Here is a 19,068-nt window from a genome sequence, read left to right on the forward strand (position 1 = left end):
CTCCCCTTCAAGGCTACCCCCGTGCCGCCTGACGCGAGGTGCGGCGCGTCACCAGCAAACGGTTGATGAAGGCGAGGACAAAGATCACCGTCAGGATCAACACGATTGTCGGAGCCGGTGCGCTGTCCAGAAAGAAGCTGGCGTAGACGCCCGCGAACATCGACAACAGGCAGACCAGCACAGATACGATCAGCATCGGGCCAAAGCTGCGCACCACCAGAAAGGCAATCGCCCCCGGTGTGACCAGCAACGCCACCGCAAGGATCAGCCCCGTCGCCGTCAGCGTCGCCACGATGGTCAGCGACAACACCGCCAGCAACCCATAGTGCAAGAACCCCGTGTGCAGCCCGCTGGCCTGCGCCTGCGCGGGGTCAAAGGCGTGCAGCAGCAGATCTTTCCACTTGAGCACCAGAAACGCCGTCACAAAGGCCGAGATCAGCCCCGCCGTCCAAAGATCCTGCGCGCCGACGCCCAGCATATTGCCGAACAGCACGTGATCCAGATGCTGGTTCGTGGTGATCGAGGTGTACATGATGATGCCGATCCCGAACATGCCCGAAAAGACGACCCCCATCACGGTGTCCTGTTTGATCCGGCTGTTATAGCTCAGGTATCCGGTCAGCATCGCGCAGGACATGCCCGCGGCAAAGGCCCCTACAATCAGCGGCAGCCCCGTGATCCAGGCCAGCACGACCCCCGGCAGGACCGCATGGCTGACCGCATCGCCCATCAAGGCCCAGCCCTTGAGCACCAGAAAGCATGACAGCAACGCCGTCGGCGGGGCGACCAGCAGGACGATCCAGAAAGCGTTCTGCATGAAGGGAAACTGAAAGGGAAACAGCAACGTCTCGATCATGGGGCCACCCCGTCTCGCAAGGATTTGAGCGCCGCCGCAGCCTTGCGCCGCGCGGCCAGCACACCGTGTTTGGGCGCAAAAACAAAGGCCAGCAGGAAGATCGCGGTTTGCAGCGTAACGATCACCCCGCCTGTCGCCCCGTCCAGAAAATAGCTGGCATAGGCCCCCAAAAAGCTGGTGATCGTGCCGATCAGCACCGATACGATGATCAGCCGCGGGAAACGATCGCACAGCAGATAGGCCGTCGCCCCCGGTGTCACGACCATGGCGATCACCAGAAAGGCTCCGACGGTCATCATCGCCGCCACCACCGCCGCCGACAGCAGCATGAAGAACACCGCCTTCAACAGCTCGGGCCGCAACCCGATGGAGCGTGCGTGGTTTTCATCAAAGAAGGTGACCATCAGGTCTTTCCACTTCAGCAGCAGCACGGTCAGACAGACAACCCCGATGATCGCCAACTGCACGATATCCTGCGGCGCGATGGCAAGGATATTGCCCATAATGATGGTCTGGATGCTGACCGACATGGGCGATAGCGACACCATGAAAAGGCCCAAGCCGAAAAATGCGGTAAAGATGATGCCAATGATCACGTCGATCTTCAGCCCCGACCGCCCCGACAGAAACAACATCGCCCCCGCCGCCATGCCGCCCGCCAGAAACGCGCCAAGCGCGAAGGGTAGCCCCAGCATATAGGCCCCCGCCACACCGGGCACGACAGAATGGCTCAGCGCATCGCCGATCAGCGACCAGCCCTTGAGCATCAGATAGCACGACAGAAAGGCGCAAACCGCCCCCACCATCGCTGACACCCACATGGCGTTGAACATATAGTCATAGCTGAACGGCTCTAGCAGCAGGTCGATCATGTGTCGTCCTCGGAAGTGTCGATGCGTTCGCCGTAATGCACGAAGGGGCGTTCGTCGTCGGTGATGATCCGCAGCTCGCGCCCGTCGTCATCATCGTGCAGGTCTTGCCCCCCAAGGGTAAAGTGCCGCAGCACCCCGCCAAAAGCCGTTTCCAGATTGTCATGGGTAAAGACCGTTTCCGTCGGCCCATAGGCCAGCACCGTGCCCTTGACCAAGACGGTCCGGTCACAGAATTCCGGGACAGAGCCCAGGTTATGCGTCGACACGAGCATCACCCGCCCTTCGTCGCGCAACTCGCGCAGCAGGTCGATGATCTGGTCCTCGGTCTTCACGTCTACGCCGGTAAAGGGTTCGTCCAGCAGGATCACCTGCCCGTTCTGCGCCAAGGCGCGCGCCAGAAAAACGCGTTTGCGCTGCCCGCCGGACAGCTCTCCGATCTGGCGGTGGCGGAAATCGGTCATATTGACGCGGCGCAGAGCATCGTCAACCGCCGCATGATCGGCGGCTTTGGGACGGCGCAGAAACCCCATATGCCCATAGCGCCCCATCATTACCACATCCTGCACCAGCACCGGAAAGGCCCAATCGACCTCTTCTGACTGCGGGACATAGGCCACAAGGTTTTCTCGCAACGCCTGTTTGACGGTCTTGCCGAGCAGGGTGATCTGCCCCTGCGCGGCGGGCACAAAGCCCATGATCGCCTTGAACAGCGTAGATTTCCCCGCCCCGTTCACCCCGACCAGCGCCGTGATCGTACCGCGCGGGATCTCGAAGCTGGCATCATAAAGCGCGGTGTGGCCGTTGCGATAGGTCACGGTCACATCGGTGGCCTTGATGCCGATCGCATCGGGCGCAAGCCCGGCATCAGGGGTCGTGGTGGAGGCGGGGTGCATAGGGGTATCCATTTACTTCAGGCCTGCATCCAGCCCGTCCGCGACAGTCTGCGAGGTCACGCGCAGCAAGTCCAGATAGCTTGGCACGGGCCCCTCGGCGGTGCTGAGGCTATCGACATAAAGCACACCACCATAGGCCGCGCCGGTTTCCCGCGCGACCTGCTTTGCAGGCGAGGTGTTCACCGTGCTTTCACAGAAAACGACCGGAATATCATTGTCGCGCACGGAATCGATGACGTTGCGCACCTGCTGCGGCGTGCCGGTCTGGTCGGCGTTCATCGGCCAGAGGTAGAGCTCTTTCATCCCGAAATCCCGCGCGAGGTAGCTGAACGCCCCTTCACAGGTCACCAGCCAACGCTGGTCTTCGGGGATTTGCGCAATGCGGTCCCGCAGGGGCGTGATCGTATCGCGGATTTCCTGTTTGTAGCCTTCAGCATTGGCGGCATAGGTCGCCGCATTGTCAGGGTCGTGTTCGGCAAAAGCTGCCGCGATGTTGTCGACGTAGATCAGCGCGTTATCCAGCCCCATCCAGGCGTGGGGGTTCGGCTTGCCCTCATACTCCCCCTCCCCGATCGAAATCGGCTCCACCCCGTCGGTCAGCGTGGCCGACGGAATATCCCCGAGGTTCGAGATGAACTGCTCGAACCACAGCTCTAGGTTCATACCGTTCCACAGGATCAGATCAGCATCCACCGCGCCCACGATATCGCGCGGGGTGGGTTCATAGCCGTGGATTTCCGCACCCGGCTTGGTGATCGATACCACCTCTGCCGCATCGCCGCCCACCTGCTGCGCCATATCGGCAAGAACCGTAAAGGTCGTGACGACTTTGAAATCAGCCGCAACCGCAGGCACGCCCGCCATCGCTGCAACACCAAGAACCGGAGCAAAAACCGACGCCAGCACATTCTTTCTCATTCTGTTCCTCCAAGGACCAATGCGTTCGCTAGATGTAAATGCGAATTAGTCGCATATGTCAAACATGCAAATAAGAATAGGTCGCATAAACTTGCGGGCAAGGAGAATCTTGCGTAACAAGAAGGCAGACGAGAAAGGACATCGGTTTGACCCACAGCGCTGATTACAAGCAATTGCTGCGTGAAGCGGGCCTGCGGGTCACACCACAGCGCACAACCATCGTATCGCTGCTGTCGGAAACCGACGATCACCCCAATGTCGAAGACCTGTATGAAAAGGCACGCAGGTTGGATGACACTGTATCCGTTGCCACGGTCTATCGCACGATGTCAGTGCTTGAAAACGCGGGGCTGGTGCGCAAACTGGTGCTGGATGATGCCCCTGCCCGCTACGAGATGATGCCCCACACGGACCACGACCATCTGGTCGATGTCGACAGTGGGGATCTGGTAGAGATTCCAGGGACCGAGATCGCGACGCTGCTGGATCGTGTCGCGGCCGAGATGGGCTATGAGCTGGTCAGCCACCACACGGTCATTCGCGCCCGCAAGCTTTAGGTCTGCGTCTGATCCGCAAGCGATCTGACCATCGCCGCCGCACCGGCCGAGATCGTGCGCAGGATCACCTCGTCCGGGATGTCACGGATCAGCCAGTCGCGCATCGGGCCAAAGGCTGACAGGAACACCATCAGATTGGCAACGATATCAAGCCGTTGATCGTCGCTGTGCATCCCCAGACGCGGGGCAAGCTGGTCGGCCAGATCCTTCATCACCGCAAACTCGCGCGCATGCAGGGCGCGGCGGTCTTCGGCCTGCATATGCGGCACGCACCGATAGGCCAGCAACGTGCCATCCCGTTTCATCGACCAGCTTTCGCGGAAGTATTTCTCGAACGCGTCCTCAAGTGACAGGTTTTCATCCAGCAGGATGATCGGCAGCGTCGACACGTCTTCGCGGAACCACAGCTGGTTCAGCAGGCGGCGCAGGATGTCGTTCTTATTCGCGATATAATCATAGATGCTGGCCTGATTGACGCCCGAGCGCGCACAGATGTCGCGGATCGTGGTCGCGGCAAAGCCTTTTTCAAGAAACAGCGACAAGGCCGCCTCGCAAATCTGTTCGCGGCGGCTTTGGATCAGCGACTGGTTCTGCACGCTGGTAATCTCCGCCTCTGCCAGCATTTGGGTGCGCAGCGCAGACAGCCGATCGCTGCGAATGGCCGTCGTGGATGTGTCGTGCATGGGGCTGTCCTTCATTTGACGTAAATCCTATCGGCTTTCGATATGCGAAACAACCGGCAGCGTGCAGACGCGCCCCACGCAAAACCCCCGCCGGTACGGGGACCGACGGGGGCAGTATTTTTCCAGCGATGTGGGGCGGGTTTAGTCGCCCAGACCCAAGGCCACAAAGCGCGGGTCACCTGCGCGGCGCACCAACAGCAACAACGACTTGCGGCCGCCGTCTTTGGCCTCGGTGATCCGGTCCTCCAGATCGGTGATGGACAGGATCGGCTGTTGGCCCGCCTCGGTGATGATGTCCCCTACACGCAGGCCTTTCTCGAAGGCTTCCGACATCTCGTCCACCTCGGTCACGGCCAGACCCTCGACTGAATCATCCGCCCCAAGTTCGGTACGCAGATCATCCGTCAGCGGCGTGATTGTCAGACCAAGCACCGACTTTGACGCAGGCGCTTCGGGCTCTGCCTCATCCTCTGGCTCAGACGCAGACGCCCCTGCCCCTTCGGCATCTTCGCGGCGGCCCAGCTTGACCTTGAGCGTCTGGGATTTCCCCTCGCGCAGGACAGTGACGCGGACCGAGGCCCCGACGGTGCTGTTGCCCACCTGACGGACCAGACCGCGGGTGTCTTCGACCTCGACCCCTGCAAAGCTGAGGATCACATCACCGGTTTTCAGGCCCGCATCCTTGGCAGGGCCGTCCGGTACATCGGTGATCAACGCGCCGGACGCTTTGGCAAGCCCCATCGCGTCGGCCACATCCTGAGTAACGTCCTGAATACGCACACCCAACCAGCCGCGACGGGTTTCGCCGAATTCCTTAAGCTGGTTCACAACACGCGTCACAACATTCGACGCCATCGAGAAACCGATCCCGATGGAGCCGCCGTTAGGCGACAGGATCGCGGTGTTCACGCCAATGACTTCGCCGTCCATATTGAACAACGGCCCGCCGGAGTTGCCGCGGTTAATGGCAGCGTCCGTCTGGATATAGTCATCATAGGTGCCCGACAAAGCACGGTTGCGCGCCGAGACGATACCGGCCGAGACGGAAAACCCCTGCCCCAGCGGGTTCCCCATGGCCAGCACCCAGTCACCAACGCGGGCGGCATTGCTGTCGCCGAAGCTGACGAACGGCAGCGCGCTTGGGGCTTCAACCTTAAGCAGGGCAATATCGGTGTTGGGGTCGGTGCCGATGACTTCGGCCTTCAGTTCAAGGCCAGTGAAAAACTCGATGGTAATCTCGTCGGCGCCTTCGATCACGTGGTTGTTGGTCACGACGAACCCGTCTTCAGAGATAACAAACCCCGACCCAAGCGCCGATGATTTGCGTGGCGCGGGGGCTTCGCCACCATTGTTGCGGTCACGGAATTCCTTGAAGAAATCCTCGAAGGGGGAGCCTTCGGGCACGATGCCACGGGGGCCGGTGCGCCCTTCTACGGTGGTGGAGGTGGTGATATTCACGACCGACGGGCTGATCTTTTCCGCAAGCGGCGCAAGGCTTTCGGGTTTGGCCAGCGCGACCACGGCCTGCATCAGGACAAAAGCCAGCGCCAGCATACCCATCATCAACCATTTGATCTGGGGCGATATTGCGTCGGTACGCGACAGGGAAACGGCCTTTGGCTGCATTCGTCAACTCCGGTTTTATAAGGGGCGATACACCCCGTTTGTGTGTCCTTGGCAGAGTGCATCTGCAAACCCACTGCTGCAAGGTGAAAGATGGTCATCCTCACGCGCATGTCAACGCGACCCTGGGTTTCTATGCGAAATTGCCGCCCCTTATCCCGTTGATCCCGGGGTCATGCCCCCAAACGAAACAGGGGCCGGCATTTCTGCCAGCCCCTGTTTAAAAGTGCACCGTGGATAGGATCAGTTGCCAGTCCCGGTGGTGGTCGCGCGTTGGCTGCGGCTGCCTTCGTCCGACTTGAGATAGTTAAAGAACTCGCTGTCGGGCGACATCACCATGGTAGAATTCTCGCCCTTCAACGCTTGCTCGTAAGCGCTGAGCGAGCGGTAGAATTCAAAGAACTCCGCATCCTTGGAATAGGCTTGCGCGAAGATCTTATTCCGCTCGGCGTCGGCCTCACCTTCGGTGATACGGGCGTCACGACGGGCTTCCGACAGGATTTCCTCGTAGGTACGATCCGCAAGGGCGGTGACACGTTGCGCCGCCTCGCGGCCACGGGCGCGTTCATCGGTCGCTTCGCGGTCACGTTCAGCGATCATCCGCTGCAGGGTCGCGTCAAAGTTCTGCTCTGGCAGGTTGGTCTGGCGCAAACGCACATCGACCACATCCAGACCAAGCGCCTGCGCACGCGCATCAGAACGTTCGCGGATCTGGTCCATCAGTGCAGAGCGTTCGGGCGACAGGATGGTGTTGGATGTCACCCCCTGCGAGCCCAGAACCGCACGGATCTGACCGTCAAGAATACCGTTCAACTGGATTTCCGCCTGACGGCCACCGTCGGTGCCAAGGGCCTGACGGAACTGGCGGACGCTATTGATGCGGTACAGCACAAAGGCATCCACTTCGAGACGACGGTCATCGGCGGGGGTGACCTCGATCATCGGCGTTTCAAGCGACAGGATACGGTCGTCGTAGCGGACGACTTCATCCAGCAGCGGGATTTTGAACCCGATGCCCGCGTCTTCACGCACCTGTTTGATCTGGCCGAAACGCAGCACCAGCGCGCGTTCACGTTCGTCCACGATAAAGATCGACGACAGGGCGACAACGGCTGCGATCACAACCACGGGGATGAGGATATTGAGTTTACGCATCAGTTCGATCCTCGGTTGGAGTTGCGGAGTTCATTGAGCGGCAGGTAAGGCACGACCCCCTGCCCGGTTCCGTCAGAGCCGTTTTCAAGAATGATCTTGTCCACGTCTCCCAGTACTTTCTCCATGGTTTCGATGTACAGACGACGACGGGTCACATCGGGTGCTGCTGCATATTCCTGCAATACCGCTTCAAAGCGGCTTGCCTCACCCACGGCGTCGTTGACCACACGTGCGCGGTAACCTTCGGCGGCTTCCAGCAGACGGGCGGATTCACCACGGGCTTCGGCGGTGCGGCGGTTGGCATAAGCGTCAGCCTGACGTTCCACCCGATCGCGTTCCTGTTCGGCAGCTTGCACGTCGCGGAAGGCGTCGATGACGGATTCCTGCGTCGTGTTGCCGTTTGCATCCGTCACGGTGACCGTCTGGCTGGGCGGATCCACCTTGTTGAAGTTGACGCGGATGATGTTGATCCCGGTCTCGCGGTTATCAAGCGTGGTCTGGATCAGCTCGCGCGCGGAGGCTTCGATGGTGGCACGGTCACGGTTGAGGATCGGTGCCAGCTCGGACTGGGCGATGATCTCGCGCATGGCGGATTCAGAAATCGCACGCACCGCCATTTGCGGATCCCGCAGCGAGAACTTGAAGTTCTCGGCGTTCTTTACGTTCCAGACGACCTGAAAGTCGATGTCGACGATGTTTTCATCCGTGGTCAGCATCAGCCCTTCGTTGTCGTCGCCACCGCGTCCTGCGCCAATGGTTTCGGCGCGGTTGGTGGTCACGTCAAAGACTTCGGCGGTGACAAAAGGCCAAGGGGCAAAGTTCAGACCCTCTGTCCCGATACCAGAAAATTCGCCAAGGAAAAGTTCGATCGACTGCTGTTCGGGGCGCACGGTATAAAAGCTTGCCATCCCCCAGACGACAGCGGCCGCCACCAGACCCAGACCCACTGTGCCGCGGGTGAACTTGGGGCCTGCGCCGCCCATATTCCCGCCAGAGCCGCCGGAGTTACGAGTCCCGCCTTTGCCGCCCATGAGGACGCGCAGCTGTTCCTGACCCTTTTTCACCAGATCGTCGATCTCGGGCATCTGACCTTTGTCACCACCCGGACCGCGCCCGCCACCACCGGTGGGCCGCTGCCCTCCGGGCCGGTTGCGGTCGCCACCATTGTTCCCACCGCCTGAGTTTCCTCCGCCGCCCCAAGGACCGCCTGTATTTCCAGCCATTAATTCTTCCCTATGTATGGCCGCTACAGCGGCCCTATCCCAACCGCCTACGCGGTTTTATCTTGTGCAGAGTTGGGCATATTCGCCCGAACTTCAAGCAGTGCGTGTCGGACTGCGCATGGTGACCAGCTCTTCGGACATGGTCGGGTGCACGGCGCAGGTCGCATCGAATTGCTCTTTTGTCAGCCCCGCCTTCACGGCAATGCCCACCAGCTGGATCAGCTCGCCCGCGTTTGGTGCGACGATGTGGCACCCCAGAACGACGCGTGTTTCCTTGCTGACGATCAGCTTCATCATCACACGTTTGTTCTTTTCGGCAAAGGCCGTTTGCATGGGCCGGAACGACGCCGAGTAAATCTCGACCGGTTCCTGCTCTGCCGCTTGCTCTTCTGTCAGGCCGACGGTGCCGAATTCGGGCTGTGTGAACACGGCCGACGGGATCAGGTCGTGATCCACGGGCGTCGGGTTGCCGCCAAAGACGGTTTGCACAAAAGCCATGCCTTCGCGGATCGCAACCGGTGTCAGGTTCACGCGGTCGGTGACATCGCCGATGGCATAGATCGACGGGACGCCCGACTGGCTGTATTCGTCGACTTCGACCTCTTGGCGACGGCCCAGCGACACGCCGACCTCTTCCAGCCCCATGCCATCGGTATTCGGTGCGCGCCCTGTGGCGAACAGCACCATGTCAAAAACCTTCTCGGCCCCGTTGGAGGCTTTGACCCAGATCGGCCCCTGCGTGCCCGCGCGCGCGTCGCAATTGTTCAGCTCGTTCGATTGTTCAGCCGTGGCCCCCATCGCCGCGTCAGAGTTGCTGGGCATGGTGCCCGCCTCGTGTTCGGATTCCAGCGCCATTTCGACGATGCTGGTGCCGCAGTGGATATCGACGCCTGCATTTGTCATCGATTCAGCGATCAGTCCGCGGGCCTCGTCATCAAAACCGCGCAGGATCTGCGCCGCGCGGTTGTACATCGTCACTTCGACGCCCAAGCCATTCAGGATACAGGCGAATTCACATCCGATATAGCCGCCACCCACAATCAGGATCGACTTGGGCAGGCTTTCGAGATGGAAGATATCGTCCGACACGATCCCAAGCTGGGCGTTCGGCACATCAGGGCGTACCGGACGGCCGCCGGTGGCCAGCAAGATGTGCTTGGCCGTACGGGTTTCGCCATTGGCCAGCTGCACCGTATGCGCGTCCTTGATTGTGGCGCGCTGGTCAAAGGTATCGACCTCCGAATTGGCCAAGAGCTTGCGATAGACGCCTTCCAGCCGGTCCAGTTCCGTGTTCAAACGGGTCTTGAACGCGTGCCAGTCGAAGGTGCCCGGCTTGATGTCCCAGCCAAAGCACTGCGCCTCGTCCACCAGCTCGGCGTAGCCCGAGGCAAAAACCATCAGCTTTTTCGGCACACAGCCCCGGATCACGCATGTCCCGCCATAGCGGTCCTCTTCGGCGAGGGCGACTTTGGCCCCGTATTCGCCTGCCGCAACACGCGCCGCGCGCACACCGCCGGAACCGCCACCAATGACAAAAAGGTCGTAATCAAAATCGCTCATCTGGGCCGGGGCCTTTCTTTGTTAATCGCTCAGGTCGGAGAACAGGTTATCCGTCTCGACAAACTCCATCTTATCGCGATCAACAGTGCCTTCGTTGATGTCGCGCACTTCGACGCGGCCATCGCCATAGCCGATCACCACGGCATCACAGATATCAATGAATAGCCCGTTTTCAACTACGCCCGGCATCTGGTTCATGACCAAGGCCATCTGGCGGGTGTTGCCGATCCGCTTGAGATGCAGGTCAAGGATGTAATTCCCCTCGTCCGTCACGAAGGGGATGTCGCCGTTCATACGCAGCGTGGAATTGCGCCCCAGCACGTCCATCGACACCAAAGTCTCTTCGACAAGCGCTTGTGTGGTCTGCCATCCGAAGGGAATAACCTCTACCGGAAGGGGAAATGCGCCCAGTGTTTCGACCTCTTTGCCGATGTCGGCAATCACAACCATTTGATCGGATGCGGTGGCCACGATCTTTTCTTGCAGCAAGGCCCCGCCGCCGCCCTTGATCAGGTTCAGCTCTCCGTCGAACTCGTCCGCGCCGTCGATGGTCAGGTCCAGCCATTTGGCTTCATCAAGGCTGATCACCTCGATCCCCACTTCGCGCGCCAGCTGTGCAGTGCGGGTCGATGTGGGCACGCCCTTGATCCGCAAGCCGTCGTCGCGCACCATCTCGCCCAGGCAGCGCACCAGCCACGCGGCGGTAGAGCCGGTGCCCAATCCGACGCGCATTCCGTCTTCTACAAATTGTGCAGCGCGTTTGGCGGCGACAAATTTGGCCTTATCGATGGGTGACAATTCTCCGGTCATGGCAGCGACTCCTCGTTAATCGACGCCCTTATAGACGCAGCCGCGCCGGCGCGCGACCCTCAAAACCGCATTGTCGTCGCGTCGCTTGGCCTGCGGGCGGTGACACATGGCCTGCGCCACGACGCCACGGGGGTGTTATGCACCGATAATCTGGATAGAGTACCGCAAACCGCGCAGATCGGTCGTTTTCAATCGCCCGCCTCCGGCGCAATGGGATACCACCGGCCTATGACCGATTACACGCTGCACTACGCCCCCGACAATGCCTCCCTGATCATCCGCCTCGCGCTCGAGGCGCAGGGCGTGGCCTATGACACCTGTCTGGTCGATCGCGCGGCGCAGGGGCAGTCTGCCCCCGCCTATCGGGCGCTGAATCCGCACGGGCTGATCCCCGCGTTGCAGACGCCGGACGGGCCGATGTTTGAAACCGGCGCAATCCTGCTGTGGCTGGCGGACCGGCACGGGGGGCTGGCCCCTGCCGCGACGGATGCCACACGGGCGGATTTCCTCAAGTGGTTGTTTTTCGTTGCCAATACGGTGCACCCTGCCCTGCGTATGCTGTTTTACCCTGATAAATACGTGGGCGCTGACAACGCCGCCCAAGACGCGCTGCACACAACCGTAACCCAAGCGTTGCAGACCCACCTGCGCAGGCTGGATGACCGGGCCGCGGCGGATACGCTGCCACTCGCGCTTGCGCTTTACCTCGCCCCGCTGTTGCGCTGGTGTGCGCTGTATCCGCGCAACCGTGATCGCGGCTGGTTCGATCTGCGCGCCACCCCGCATCTGCACGCGCTTTGCGCAAGGGTCGAAACGCTCCCCTGCACGGCGGCCGCGCAAACCGCCGAAGGGCTGGGGCCCACGCCGTTTACCGCGCCCCGCCTTGCCACCCCACCCATAGGAAGTGCCACCTGATGTTTCTCTCTGTCTTCGATATGTTCAAAGTGGGCATCGGCCCGTCCTCCTCGCACACGATGGGGCCGATGGTGGCGGCGGCACGGTTTCTGGACCTGATGCGCGCCTCCCCGTTCAAATTCGCGGGCCTGCGCGCGTCCCTGCACGGCAGTCTGGCCTTTACCGGTGTGGGGCACGCCACGGACCGCGCGACGATCCTTGGCCTCGCGGGGTTCACGCCGCAAGACTACGACAATGACCGCGCCGAAGAGGTACTGGCCGAGATCAACCGCACGCAGACGATCACCCTGCCCGAGTTTGGCACGCTGAGTTTCGCGCCCAAGTCAGATATGATCTTTGACTATGACACCAAGCTCGACGGCCACGCCAACGGGATGATGCTGATGGCCACCGACGCCCAAGGCGATGTCACCCTGCGCGAAACGTATTATTCCATCGGCGGCGGTTTCGTGATGACCGAAGCCGAACTGGCGGCGGGCAAGGACACAGACGAAGGCGCGCCGGTGCCCTTCCCGTTCAAATCCGCAACCGAGATGCTGCAGATGGCGGCAGAGTCCGGCAAGAGCATCGCCCAGATGAAACGCGCCAACGAGGAATCGCGCGGCGGCGCGGCGCAGCTGCGCGACGGCACCAAGCGGCTGTGGCAGGTGATGAACGACTGCATCAACCGCGGGCTCGAAACCGATGGCATCCTGCCCGGCGGGTTGAACGTCAAACGCCGCGCCAAGGCGATCCATGATGCGCTGGTGTCGGAGCGCGGCCAGAACCAGCGCGCGCCCCACACGATCAACGACTGGATGAGCGTTTACGCTATGGCGGTGAACGAGGAAAACGCCGCCGGTGGGCAAGTCGTCACCGCCCCCACCAACGGCGCGGCGGGTGTGATGCCCGCGACCTTGCGCTATTATCTGGATCACGTCCCCGGCGCATCAGAGGCGCATATCGAGGATTTCTTGCTCACCGCTGCGGCGATCGGCGGGCTGGTCAAATTCAACGCGTCGATTTCGGGGGCGGAAGCGGGCTGTCAGGCCGAAGTGGGCAGCGCCGCCGCCATGTCGGCCGCCGGGCTTTGTGCCGTCATGGGCGGCACGCCGCAGCAGATCGAGAACGCCGCCGAAATCGCGCTGGAACATCATCTGGGCATGACCTGCGACCCCGTGCGCGGTCTGGTGCAGGTGCCGTGCATCGAACGCAATGGGCTTGGCGCGATCAAAGCGGTCTCCGCCGCGTCGCTTGCGCTGCGCGGCGACGGCACGCATCTGGTGCCGCTGGACGCCTGCATCGAAACCATGCGCCAGACCGGTGCGGATATGTCTGAAAAGTATAAAGAAACCTCGCTTGGGGGGCTGGCGGTCAACGTGCCGAACTGCTGATCTGACGCAGCGGCACGCGGCCCCACCCGCGCTTGACCCCACCGCGGAACTGCAACAGTCTGACAGCCGTCAGGAAATTTGCGGGAGGGCAAGATGGAACTGAAACAGGCAATGCAGGAACGGCGCAGCATCCGGGGCTTCAAGAAAGACCCCGTGCCGCGCGCCCTGCTGGAAGAGGTCATCGCACTGGCCAATCGCGCGCCATCCTCGATGAACACCCAGCCGTGGCATCTGCATGTGCTGACCGGCGAACCGCTTGAGAAAGTCCGTGAAGGGAATTCGACCCGTATGTTGCAAGGCGTGCCGCCGGTACGTGAAATCAGCGATCACGGGGCCTATGCCGGTGTTCACCGAGACCGGCAGGTCGGCATCGCGAAACAGCTCTTTGCCGCCATGGGGATCGAACGCGACGACAAGGAGCGCCGCCAGGATTGGGTGATGCGCGGCTTCCGCCAGTTCGATGCGCCGGTGTCCATCGTCGTCTGCTTTGACAAGTCGCTGGATGACAATGGCACCATCGCGCATTTCGATCTGGGCGCGGTGACCTACGGCCTTGTCCTCGCCGCGTGGAGCAAAGGTCTGGGCTGCGTGATCAACGGTCAGGGTATCATGCAATCGCCTGTGGTGCGTGAACATGCGCAAATCCCCGACGATCAGGTGATCATGACCTGCGTCGCCATGGGCTGGCCGGACGAGGATTTTTCGGCCAATGCCGTCGTCTCTACCCGCCGCCCCGTCGAAGAGGTCACGCGGTTCGTCGGCTTTGACGATTAACGCCCTGCGCCCCTAAGCGCCGTGAAAACCAGCGTCACGCGCGGGGGCCTAACCCGCCGTGACGGACTTGCGCACCATATCCCAATATTGCGCGATTACCTCGTCCAGCGACAGCCGTCCGCCTGCGCGAAACCACGTATTCACCCCTGTCAGCATCGCAATCACCGCCAAGGTCGCGATCTTGGTATCCGCGATGGCGAAATCCCCCGCCGCCGCCCCGTCGCGCAAAATCGTCTCTAGCCGGTCTTCATACTGGCGGCGCAATGCTTCGACCTCGGCGAAATTCTCGGGCGTGAGGTTGCGCAGCTCCATATAAGAGATGAAAACCTCGTCCGGGCGGTCGGCGTGAAAGCGGATGTGAAAATCGACAAATCGGCGCAAGCGATCCACCGCGCTTTGACTGGGGTCACTGTCACAGGCCGCAAGCAGGTCGTTCATATGGTCCTGCAACAGGCTGAACAACAACGTCTGCTTGTCCGGCGTGTAATTATACAATGCGCCCGCCTGCACCCCGACTTCCGTCGCCAGTGCCCGCATGGATACGGCAGCAAAGCCGTGACGGGCGAAAAGCCGCAACGCTGCCGCGCGGATTTTGGGCCGAGTGATGTCAGAATGTGATCCGGTTGTACGCGCCATGGGTCAAAGGTTAATTGAACGCATGTTCAAAGGCAAACCCCTGCTTGCGCGATTTCCGTCGCTGGTGCATGACTGACCTATGACGCACCGTATCCTTCTTCCGCTCTGCCTTGCCGCGCTGACCCTGCCCGCGGCCTGCACGCAGTTTCCCGCGCTTGACAGCCGTGCCACGCCCGAGCTTCTCGCCTCGGACTATCCCGCGCTTGTTCCGGTCGATCCGCTGCTTGCCAAGGCCGAGGCCGGACAGGTGAACATCCCGCAAACCGAAAACGGGCTGACATCGCGGGTCGAACGGTTGCAGGCGCGCGCGGCGCGCTTGCGCGGATCGGTTCTGTCGGGGCCGGAAAAGCAGCGTTTGTCCCAAGGTTTGCAATAAGCCGCATGCAATGTCGCGTTGCGTGCGCGGTGGGAAAGGGCTACATCGCGGCTAAACCCCCTAAACGCCGCAGCCCGCTGCCGCGCACCACCAAAAGGATTGCACCATGTCACAACCGCTTCGTCTTGGGATTGCCGGATTGGGCACCGTTGGGGTTGGCGTGGTGCGGATCATCCGCAAGCAGGCTGCCTTGATCGAGGCCCGCACCGGTCGCCCCGTCACCATCACCGCCGTCTCTGCCCGCAGCCGCGACAAGGACCGCGGTGTCACATTGTCGGGCTACGCGTGGGAAGATGATCCCGTCGCACTGGCAAAACGTGATGATGTGGATGTCTTTGTCGAACTGATGGGCGGCGACGAAGGCCCCGCCAAGGACGCGACCGAAGCCGCGCTCGCCTCGGGCAAGGATGTGGTCACTGCCAACAAGGCGCTGCTGGCGATCCACGGTCAGGCGCTGGCCGAACAAGCCGAAGCCGCGGGCTGCCTGATCCGCTATGAAGCTGCCGTGGCCGGGGGCATCCCCGTGATCAAGGCGCTGACAGAAAGCCTTGCCGGGAACGTGATCACCCGCGTCATGGGCGTGATGAACGGCACCTGCAACTATATCCTGACCCGCATGGAAGAGACCGGCAACGGCTATAACTCCCTGTTCGAGGAGGCCGAGGCGCTTGGCTATCTTGAAGCGGACCCGAACCTTGATGTCGGCGGGATTGACGCGGCGCATAAGCTGGCGATCCTGTCCTCGATCGCCTTTGGCACACAGGTGGATTTCGACGGGATCGAGATCGAAGGCATCCAGCGCGTCAGCATCGACGACATTCAGGCTGCCGCGAATATGGGATACAAGATCAAGCTTCTCGGCGTCGCGCAAATGACCGGCCGCGGGCTGGAACAGCGCATGCAGCCCTGCCTTGTGCCCGACAGCTCTCCGCTGGGGCAACTCGCGGGCGGGACCAATATGATCGTGCTGGAAGGCGATGCGATCGGGCAGATCGTCCTGCGCGGCCCCGGTGCGGGCGAAGGCCCCACCGCCAGCGCCGTATTGTCGGACATCTGCGATATCGCGCGTGGCTGGCATGGCCCGGTCTTTGGCCAGAAGGCGGCAACGCTCGCCTCGGCCACCGCGGCCCTGTCGCAGCGCCCCGCCGCCTTCTATCTGCGCATGGGGCTGCTGGACAAACCCGGTGCCCTGGCCAAAGTCGCCACCGTTCTGGGCGAGGCCGGCATCAGCATCGACCGCATGCGCCAGACCGAACACCGCAGCGATCAGGCACCCGTCTTGATCGTCACCCATAAATGCAGCCGCACCGCGCTGGACGAGGCTCTGGCCGCGATGGCGAAAACCGGTGTGCTGGCAAGCGATCCCGTGGCGCTACGGATCGAGGATCTGTAACCCCGAGGGGCGCGGCCGCGCCCCTGCCCTGCCCATTGTGGGGAGGATGGGACGGATGCCTTCGGCGAGGATTTTTGACCATTTGGAAGGGGGAGATGCATGAGCTTTCTAGGTGTTGATGCGTCTTTGACGGGACGTCGCTGGGTGGGCCCCGGTGTCGAGGTGGAACGCGCGACCGAAGTTCTGGTGCAGCAGACCAGCCTGCCGCTGGCCCTGTGTCAGGTGCTGGCGCGGCGCGGTGTGGCGGCGGAAGAGGCCGAGGCGTTTCTTGCACCGTCGTTGCGCGATCTGCTGCCTGACCCGCGATCCCTGCGCGACATGGAGAAAGCCGCGACGCGTTTTCTTTCCGCGGTCAAAGCGGGTCAGCGGATTGCCGTTTTCGCGGATTATGACGTGGATGGTGGCAGCTCTGCCGCGCTGCTGCTGGTCTGGCTGCGCGAGATGGGCTGCGCCGCGACGCTTTATGTACCGGACCGGATCGACGAAGGATATGGCCCCAATGACGCCGCAATGGCCGAACTGGCCGCGGCCCATGATCTGATCGTCTGCGTTGACTGCGGGACGTTGTCCCATGGGCCGGTGGCCGCGGCGGTCGGGGCGGATGTCGTTATTCTGGACCACCACCTGGGCGGAGAAACCCTGCCCGACGCCTTGGCCGTGGTGAACCCCAACCGGCAGGATGAAGACGGTGCCTTGGCGCATCTTTGTGCCGCGGCAGTGGTGTTCTTGATGCTGGTCGAGGCAGGGCGCCAACTGCGCGAAGCGGGCGCACACGGGCCTGACCTGATGGCGCTGCTGGATCTGGTGGGGCTGGCCACGGTGGCCGATGTCGCCCCGTTGATCGGCGTGAACCGCGCCTTTGTACGTCAGGGGCTACGCGTCATGGCGCGGCGCGACAGATTGGGGCTTGCCGCCTTGGCCGATGTGGCGCGGATGGATACGGCCCCGGCGGCCTATCATCTTGGGTTTCTGCTTGGCCCGCGGATCAACGCGGGCGGGCGCATCGGGCAAGCGGATCTGGGGGCAAGGCTACTGGCCTGCGATGATCCCCATGAGGCGCAGTCGCTTGCCGAAAAGCTGGATCTGCTGAACACCGAGCGCCGCGATGTTGAAACCGCCGTTCGCGCCGCCGCGCTGGATCAGGCAGAGGCCCGCGGCTTTGACGCGCCTTTGGTCTGGGCCTCGGGCGCGGGCTGGCATCCGGGCGTGGTGGGCATCGTCGCCTCGCGTTTGAAAGAGGCGTCGAACCGGCCGTCGATCGTGATCGGGTTCGAGGATGGCATCGGCAAAGGCTCTGGCCGCTCTGTCTCGGGGATTGATCTGGGCGCGCCGATCCAGCGGCTGGCGGCCGAGGGGCTGCTGATCAAGGGCGGCGGACATAAAATGGCCGCCGGGCTGACCGTGGCCGAAGACAAGCTGGACGCCGCCATGGCGCGGCTGTCAGAGCTACTGGCCAAGCAGGGCGCGCATCTGGCCGGCGCCGCAGACCTGAAGCTGGACGGCATGTTGATGCCCGCCGCCGCGACGGTGGAATTGGCGCAGCAGGTGGAACAGGCAGGCCCCTTCGGGGCCGGTGCCCCTGCCCCGCGATATGCCTTTGCCGACATGCAGATCCGGTTTGCCAAGCGGGTGGGTGAAAGCCACCTCAAGATCAGTTTCGGCGACGGCAACAACACCAAAATGGACGCCATCGCCTTTGGTGCATTTGACGGCCCGCTTGGCCCTGCACTGGAAAACCACGGTGGTGCACGGTTCCATCTGGCGGGCCGTCTGGACATCAATACCTGGCGCGGCCGACAGTCGGTGCAGCTGCGTCTGGAAGATGCGGCACCTGCGTAAAAATTTTTCATTTTCTTTCGATTTCTGCTTGCGCGCCTGCGCCGCATTCCTTAGAGAAGCGCTCACAAGCTAAGTGGCCCGTTCGTCTATCGGTTAGGACGTCAGGTTTTCAACCTGAAAAGAGGGGTTCGACTCCCCTACGGGCTGCCACTTGTACCCTTACCCGACATTATGAAGACCATGCGCCATGATCCTGGGCGAGATGTGTTTGCCGTTGTGTCTGCGCTGTTTGATCTCGCGCGGCGGGCTGGACGGCTAAGCCCTGAGGTCTCTGACGGCGGTTTGCTGCTCGCCTATTACATCCGTAATCAGAAAACTGAGCTCAAAATCAGGTCAATTACATAAATCACGGCAGTCTTTAGGTGGGCATCAGGCACACCCGAGGATGACCACCATGAAAGCCATGACCCTTACCGCCTAGGGTGGCGACGCGACGTTCGAGGCCGCCGAGCTGACCAAACTGGCAGAGATTGTGGACGCAGGGGCGCTGAAGCCCTTGCTTGATGACCAGAGATTCGGCCTTGATACGGTGGGCGGGGCCTATGACCGCCTGACCAGCGGGCAAGCCATCGGCAAGGTGGTCGTAGACGTCTGATCATAGCACCAGACTTG

19 protein-coding genes and 1 tRNA gene are annotated in these 19,068 nt (G+C 61.8%); 9 read left to right on the top strand and 11 right to left on the bottom strand.

Annotated features, from left to right (window positions below; all coding sequences use genetic code 11):
- Positions 1-13: 13 nt before the first annotated feature.
- The 4 genes from IV89_RS11260 to IV89_RS11275 are packed head-to-tail and all read right to left on the bottom strand — an operon-like array spanning position 14 to position 3,485.
- Positions 14-856 carry a metal ABC transporter permease gene (locus tag IV89_RS11260; protein ID WP_037943903.1) on the bottom strand — a complete coding sequence of 281 codons (843 nt, stop codon included), beginning with the start codon at positions 854-856 and terminating at the stop codon, positions 14-16.
- On the bottom strand, positions 853-1,728 hold the full coding sequence (locus IV89_RS11265) for a metal ABC transporter permease (protein WP_005852566.1): 876 nt from the start codon (positions 1,726-1,728) through the stop codon (positions 853-855). Before IV89_RS11265 ends, IV89_RS11260 begins: the two co-directional genes overlap by 4 nt.
- Positions 1,725-2,621 carry a manganese/iron ABC transporter ATP-binding protein gene (locus IV89_RS11270; RefSeq protein WP_037943901.1) on the bottom strand — a complete coding sequence of 299 codons (897 nt, stop codon included), beginning with the start codon at positions 2,619-2,621 and terminating at the stop codon, positions 1,725-1,727. The genes IV89_RS11265 and IV89_RS11270 overlap by 4 nt, the downstream gene beginning before the upstream one ends.
- A gap of 12 nt (positions 2,622-2,633) precedes the next feature.
- Positions 2,634-3,485, bottom strand: a complete 852-nt coding sequence (locus IV89_RS11275; protein ID WP_037944983.1) for a metal ABC transporter substrate-binding protein — start codon at positions 3,483-3,485, stop codon at positions 2,634-2,636.
- 200 nt (positions 3,486-3,685) lie between these two features.
- Here IV89_RS11275 and IV89_RS11280 point away from each other — a divergent pair, with 200 nt between their 5' ends.
- Positions 3,686-4,096 (top strand): Fur family transcriptional regulator, encoded by a 411-nt coding sequence (locus IV89_RS11280; RefSeq protein WP_005852561.1) that lies wholly within the window; start codon positions 3,686-3,688, stop codon positions 4,094-4,096.
- Here the strand turns inward: IV89_RS11280 and IV89_RS11285 are convergent.
- From IV89_RS11285 to rpiA, 6 genes are all read right to left on the bottom strand, one after another.
- Positions 4,093-4,779 carry a TetR/AcrR family transcriptional regulator gene (locus tag IV89_RS11285; RefSeq protein WP_235183770.1) on the bottom strand — a complete coding sequence of 229 codons (687 nt, stop codon included), beginning with the start codon at positions 4,777-4,779 and terminating at the stop codon, positions 4,093-4,095. The two genes, IV89_RS11280 and IV89_RS11285, sit on opposite strands and share 4 nt — an antisense overlap.
- A 141-nt stretch (positions 4,780-4,920) precedes the next feature.
- Positions 4,921-6,405: a DegQ family serine endoprotease gene (locus IV89_RS11290; protein WP_037943900.1), complete on the bottom strand. Its 1,485-nt coding sequence runs from the start codon at positions 6,403-6,405 to the stop codon at positions 4,921-4,923.
- A 240-nt stretch (positions 6,406-6,645) separates the two neighbouring features.
- Positions 6,646-7,557: a protease modulator HflC gene (locus IV89_RS11295; protein WP_009826613.1), complete on the bottom strand. Its 912-nt coding sequence runs from the start codon at positions 7,555-7,557 to the stop codon at positions 6,646-6,648.
- On the bottom strand, positions 7,557-8,780 hold the full coding sequence (hflK, locus tag IV89_RS11300) for an FtsH protease activity modulator HflK (RefSeq protein ID WP_181358632.1): 1,224 nt from the start codon (positions 8,778-8,780) through the stop codon (positions 7,557-7,559). Before hflK ends, IV89_RS11295 begins: the two co-directional genes overlap by 1 nt.
- Before the next feature lie 93 nt (positions 8,781-8,873).
- Positions 8,874-10,340 (bottom strand): FAD-dependent oxidoreductase, encoded by a 1,467-nt coding sequence (locus IV89_RS11305; RefSeq protein ID WP_037943896.1) that lies wholly within the window; start codon positions 10,338-10,340, stop codon positions 8,874-8,876.
- A gap of 21 nt (positions 10,341-10,361) precedes the next feature.
- Positions 10,362-11,150 (bottom strand): ribose-5-phosphate isomerase RpiA, encoded by a 789-nt coding sequence (gene rpiA / locus IV89_RS11310; protein ID WP_005852551.1) that lies wholly within the window; start codon positions 11,148-11,150, stop codon positions 10,362-10,364.
- Between the two features lie 228 nt (positions 11,151-11,378).
- Between rpiA and IV89_RS11315 the strand changes: the two genes are divergently transcribed.
- The 3 genes from IV89_RS11315 to IV89_RS11325 all read left to right on the top strand — a co-directional run bounded on the left by IV89_RS11315 (position 11,379) and on the right by IV89_RS11325 (position 14,212).
- Complete coding sequence (locus tag IV89_RS11315) at positions 11,379-12,065, top strand: glutathione S-transferase family protein (protein WP_037943895.1); 687 nt, start codon at positions 11,379-11,381, stop codon at positions 12,063-12,065.
- Positions 12,065-13,438, top strand: a complete 1,374-nt coding sequence (locus IV89_RS11320) for an L-serine ammonia-lyase (RefSeq protein ID WP_037943892.1) — start codon at positions 12,065-12,067, stop codon at positions 13,436-13,438. Before IV89_RS11315 ends, IV89_RS11320 begins: the two co-directional genes overlap by 1 nt.
- Before the next feature lie 93 nt (positions 13,439-13,531).
- Positions 13,532-14,212, top strand: coding sequence for a nitroreductase (locus IV89_RS11325; protein ID WP_037943891.1), 681 nt, complete (start codon positions 13,532-13,534; stop codon positions 14,210-14,212).
- A gap of 48 nt (positions 14,213-14,260) precedes the next feature.
- On the opposite strand, the gene IV89_RS11330 is transcribed toward IV89_RS11325, so the two are convergent.
- Positions 14,261-14,848: a TetR/AcrR family transcriptional regulator gene (locus IV89_RS11330; RefSeq protein WP_037943890.1), complete on the bottom strand. Its 588-nt coding sequence runs from the start codon at positions 14,846-14,848 to the stop codon at positions 14,261-14,263.
- 79 nt (positions 14,849-14,927) lie between these two features.
- Here IV89_RS11330 and IV89_RS11335 point away from each other — a divergent pair, with 79 nt between their 5' ends.
- The 5 genes from IV89_RS11335 to IV89_RS11355 all read left to right on the top strand — a co-directional run bounded on the left by IV89_RS11335 (position 14,928) and on the right by IV89_RS11355 (position 19,051).
- Entirely contained in the window at positions 14,928-15,224 is a 297-nt protein-coding gene (locus IV89_RS11335) for a hypothetical protein (protein WP_037943887.1), read from the top strand.
- 106 nt (positions 15,225-15,330) lie between these two features.
- Positions 15,331-16,617 (top strand): homoserine dehydrogenase, encoded by a 1,287-nt coding sequence (locus IV89_RS11340; protein WP_037943885.1) that lies wholly within the window; start codon positions 15,331-15,333, stop codon positions 16,615-16,617.
- Positions 16,618-16,716: 99 nt separating this feature from the next.
- Positions 16,717-18,456: a single-stranded-DNA-specific exonuclease RecJ gene (recJ, locus tag IV89_RS11345; protein ID WP_037943883.1), complete on the top strand. Its 1,740-nt coding sequence runs from the start codon at positions 16,717-16,719 to the stop codon at positions 18,454-18,456.
- A gap of 75 nt (positions 18,457-18,531) precedes the next feature.
- Positions 18,532-18,606, top strand: a tRNA-Glu gene (locus tag IV89_RS11350).
- Positions 18,607-18,907: 301 nt separating this feature from the next.
- Complete coding sequence (locus IV89_RS11355; protein WP_051843948.1) at positions 18,908-19,051, top strand: zinc-binding dehydrogenase; 144 nt, start codon at positions 18,908-18,910, stop codon at positions 19,049-19,051.
- Positions 19,052-19,068: the final 17 nt, after the last annotated feature.

Source organism: Sulfitobacter sp. CB2047 (genome assembly GCF_000735125.2).
GTDB classification, from domain to species: domain Bacteria; phylum Pseudomonadota; class Alphaproteobacteria; order Rhodobacterales; family Rhodobacteraceae; genus Sulfitobacter; species Sulfitobacter pontiacus.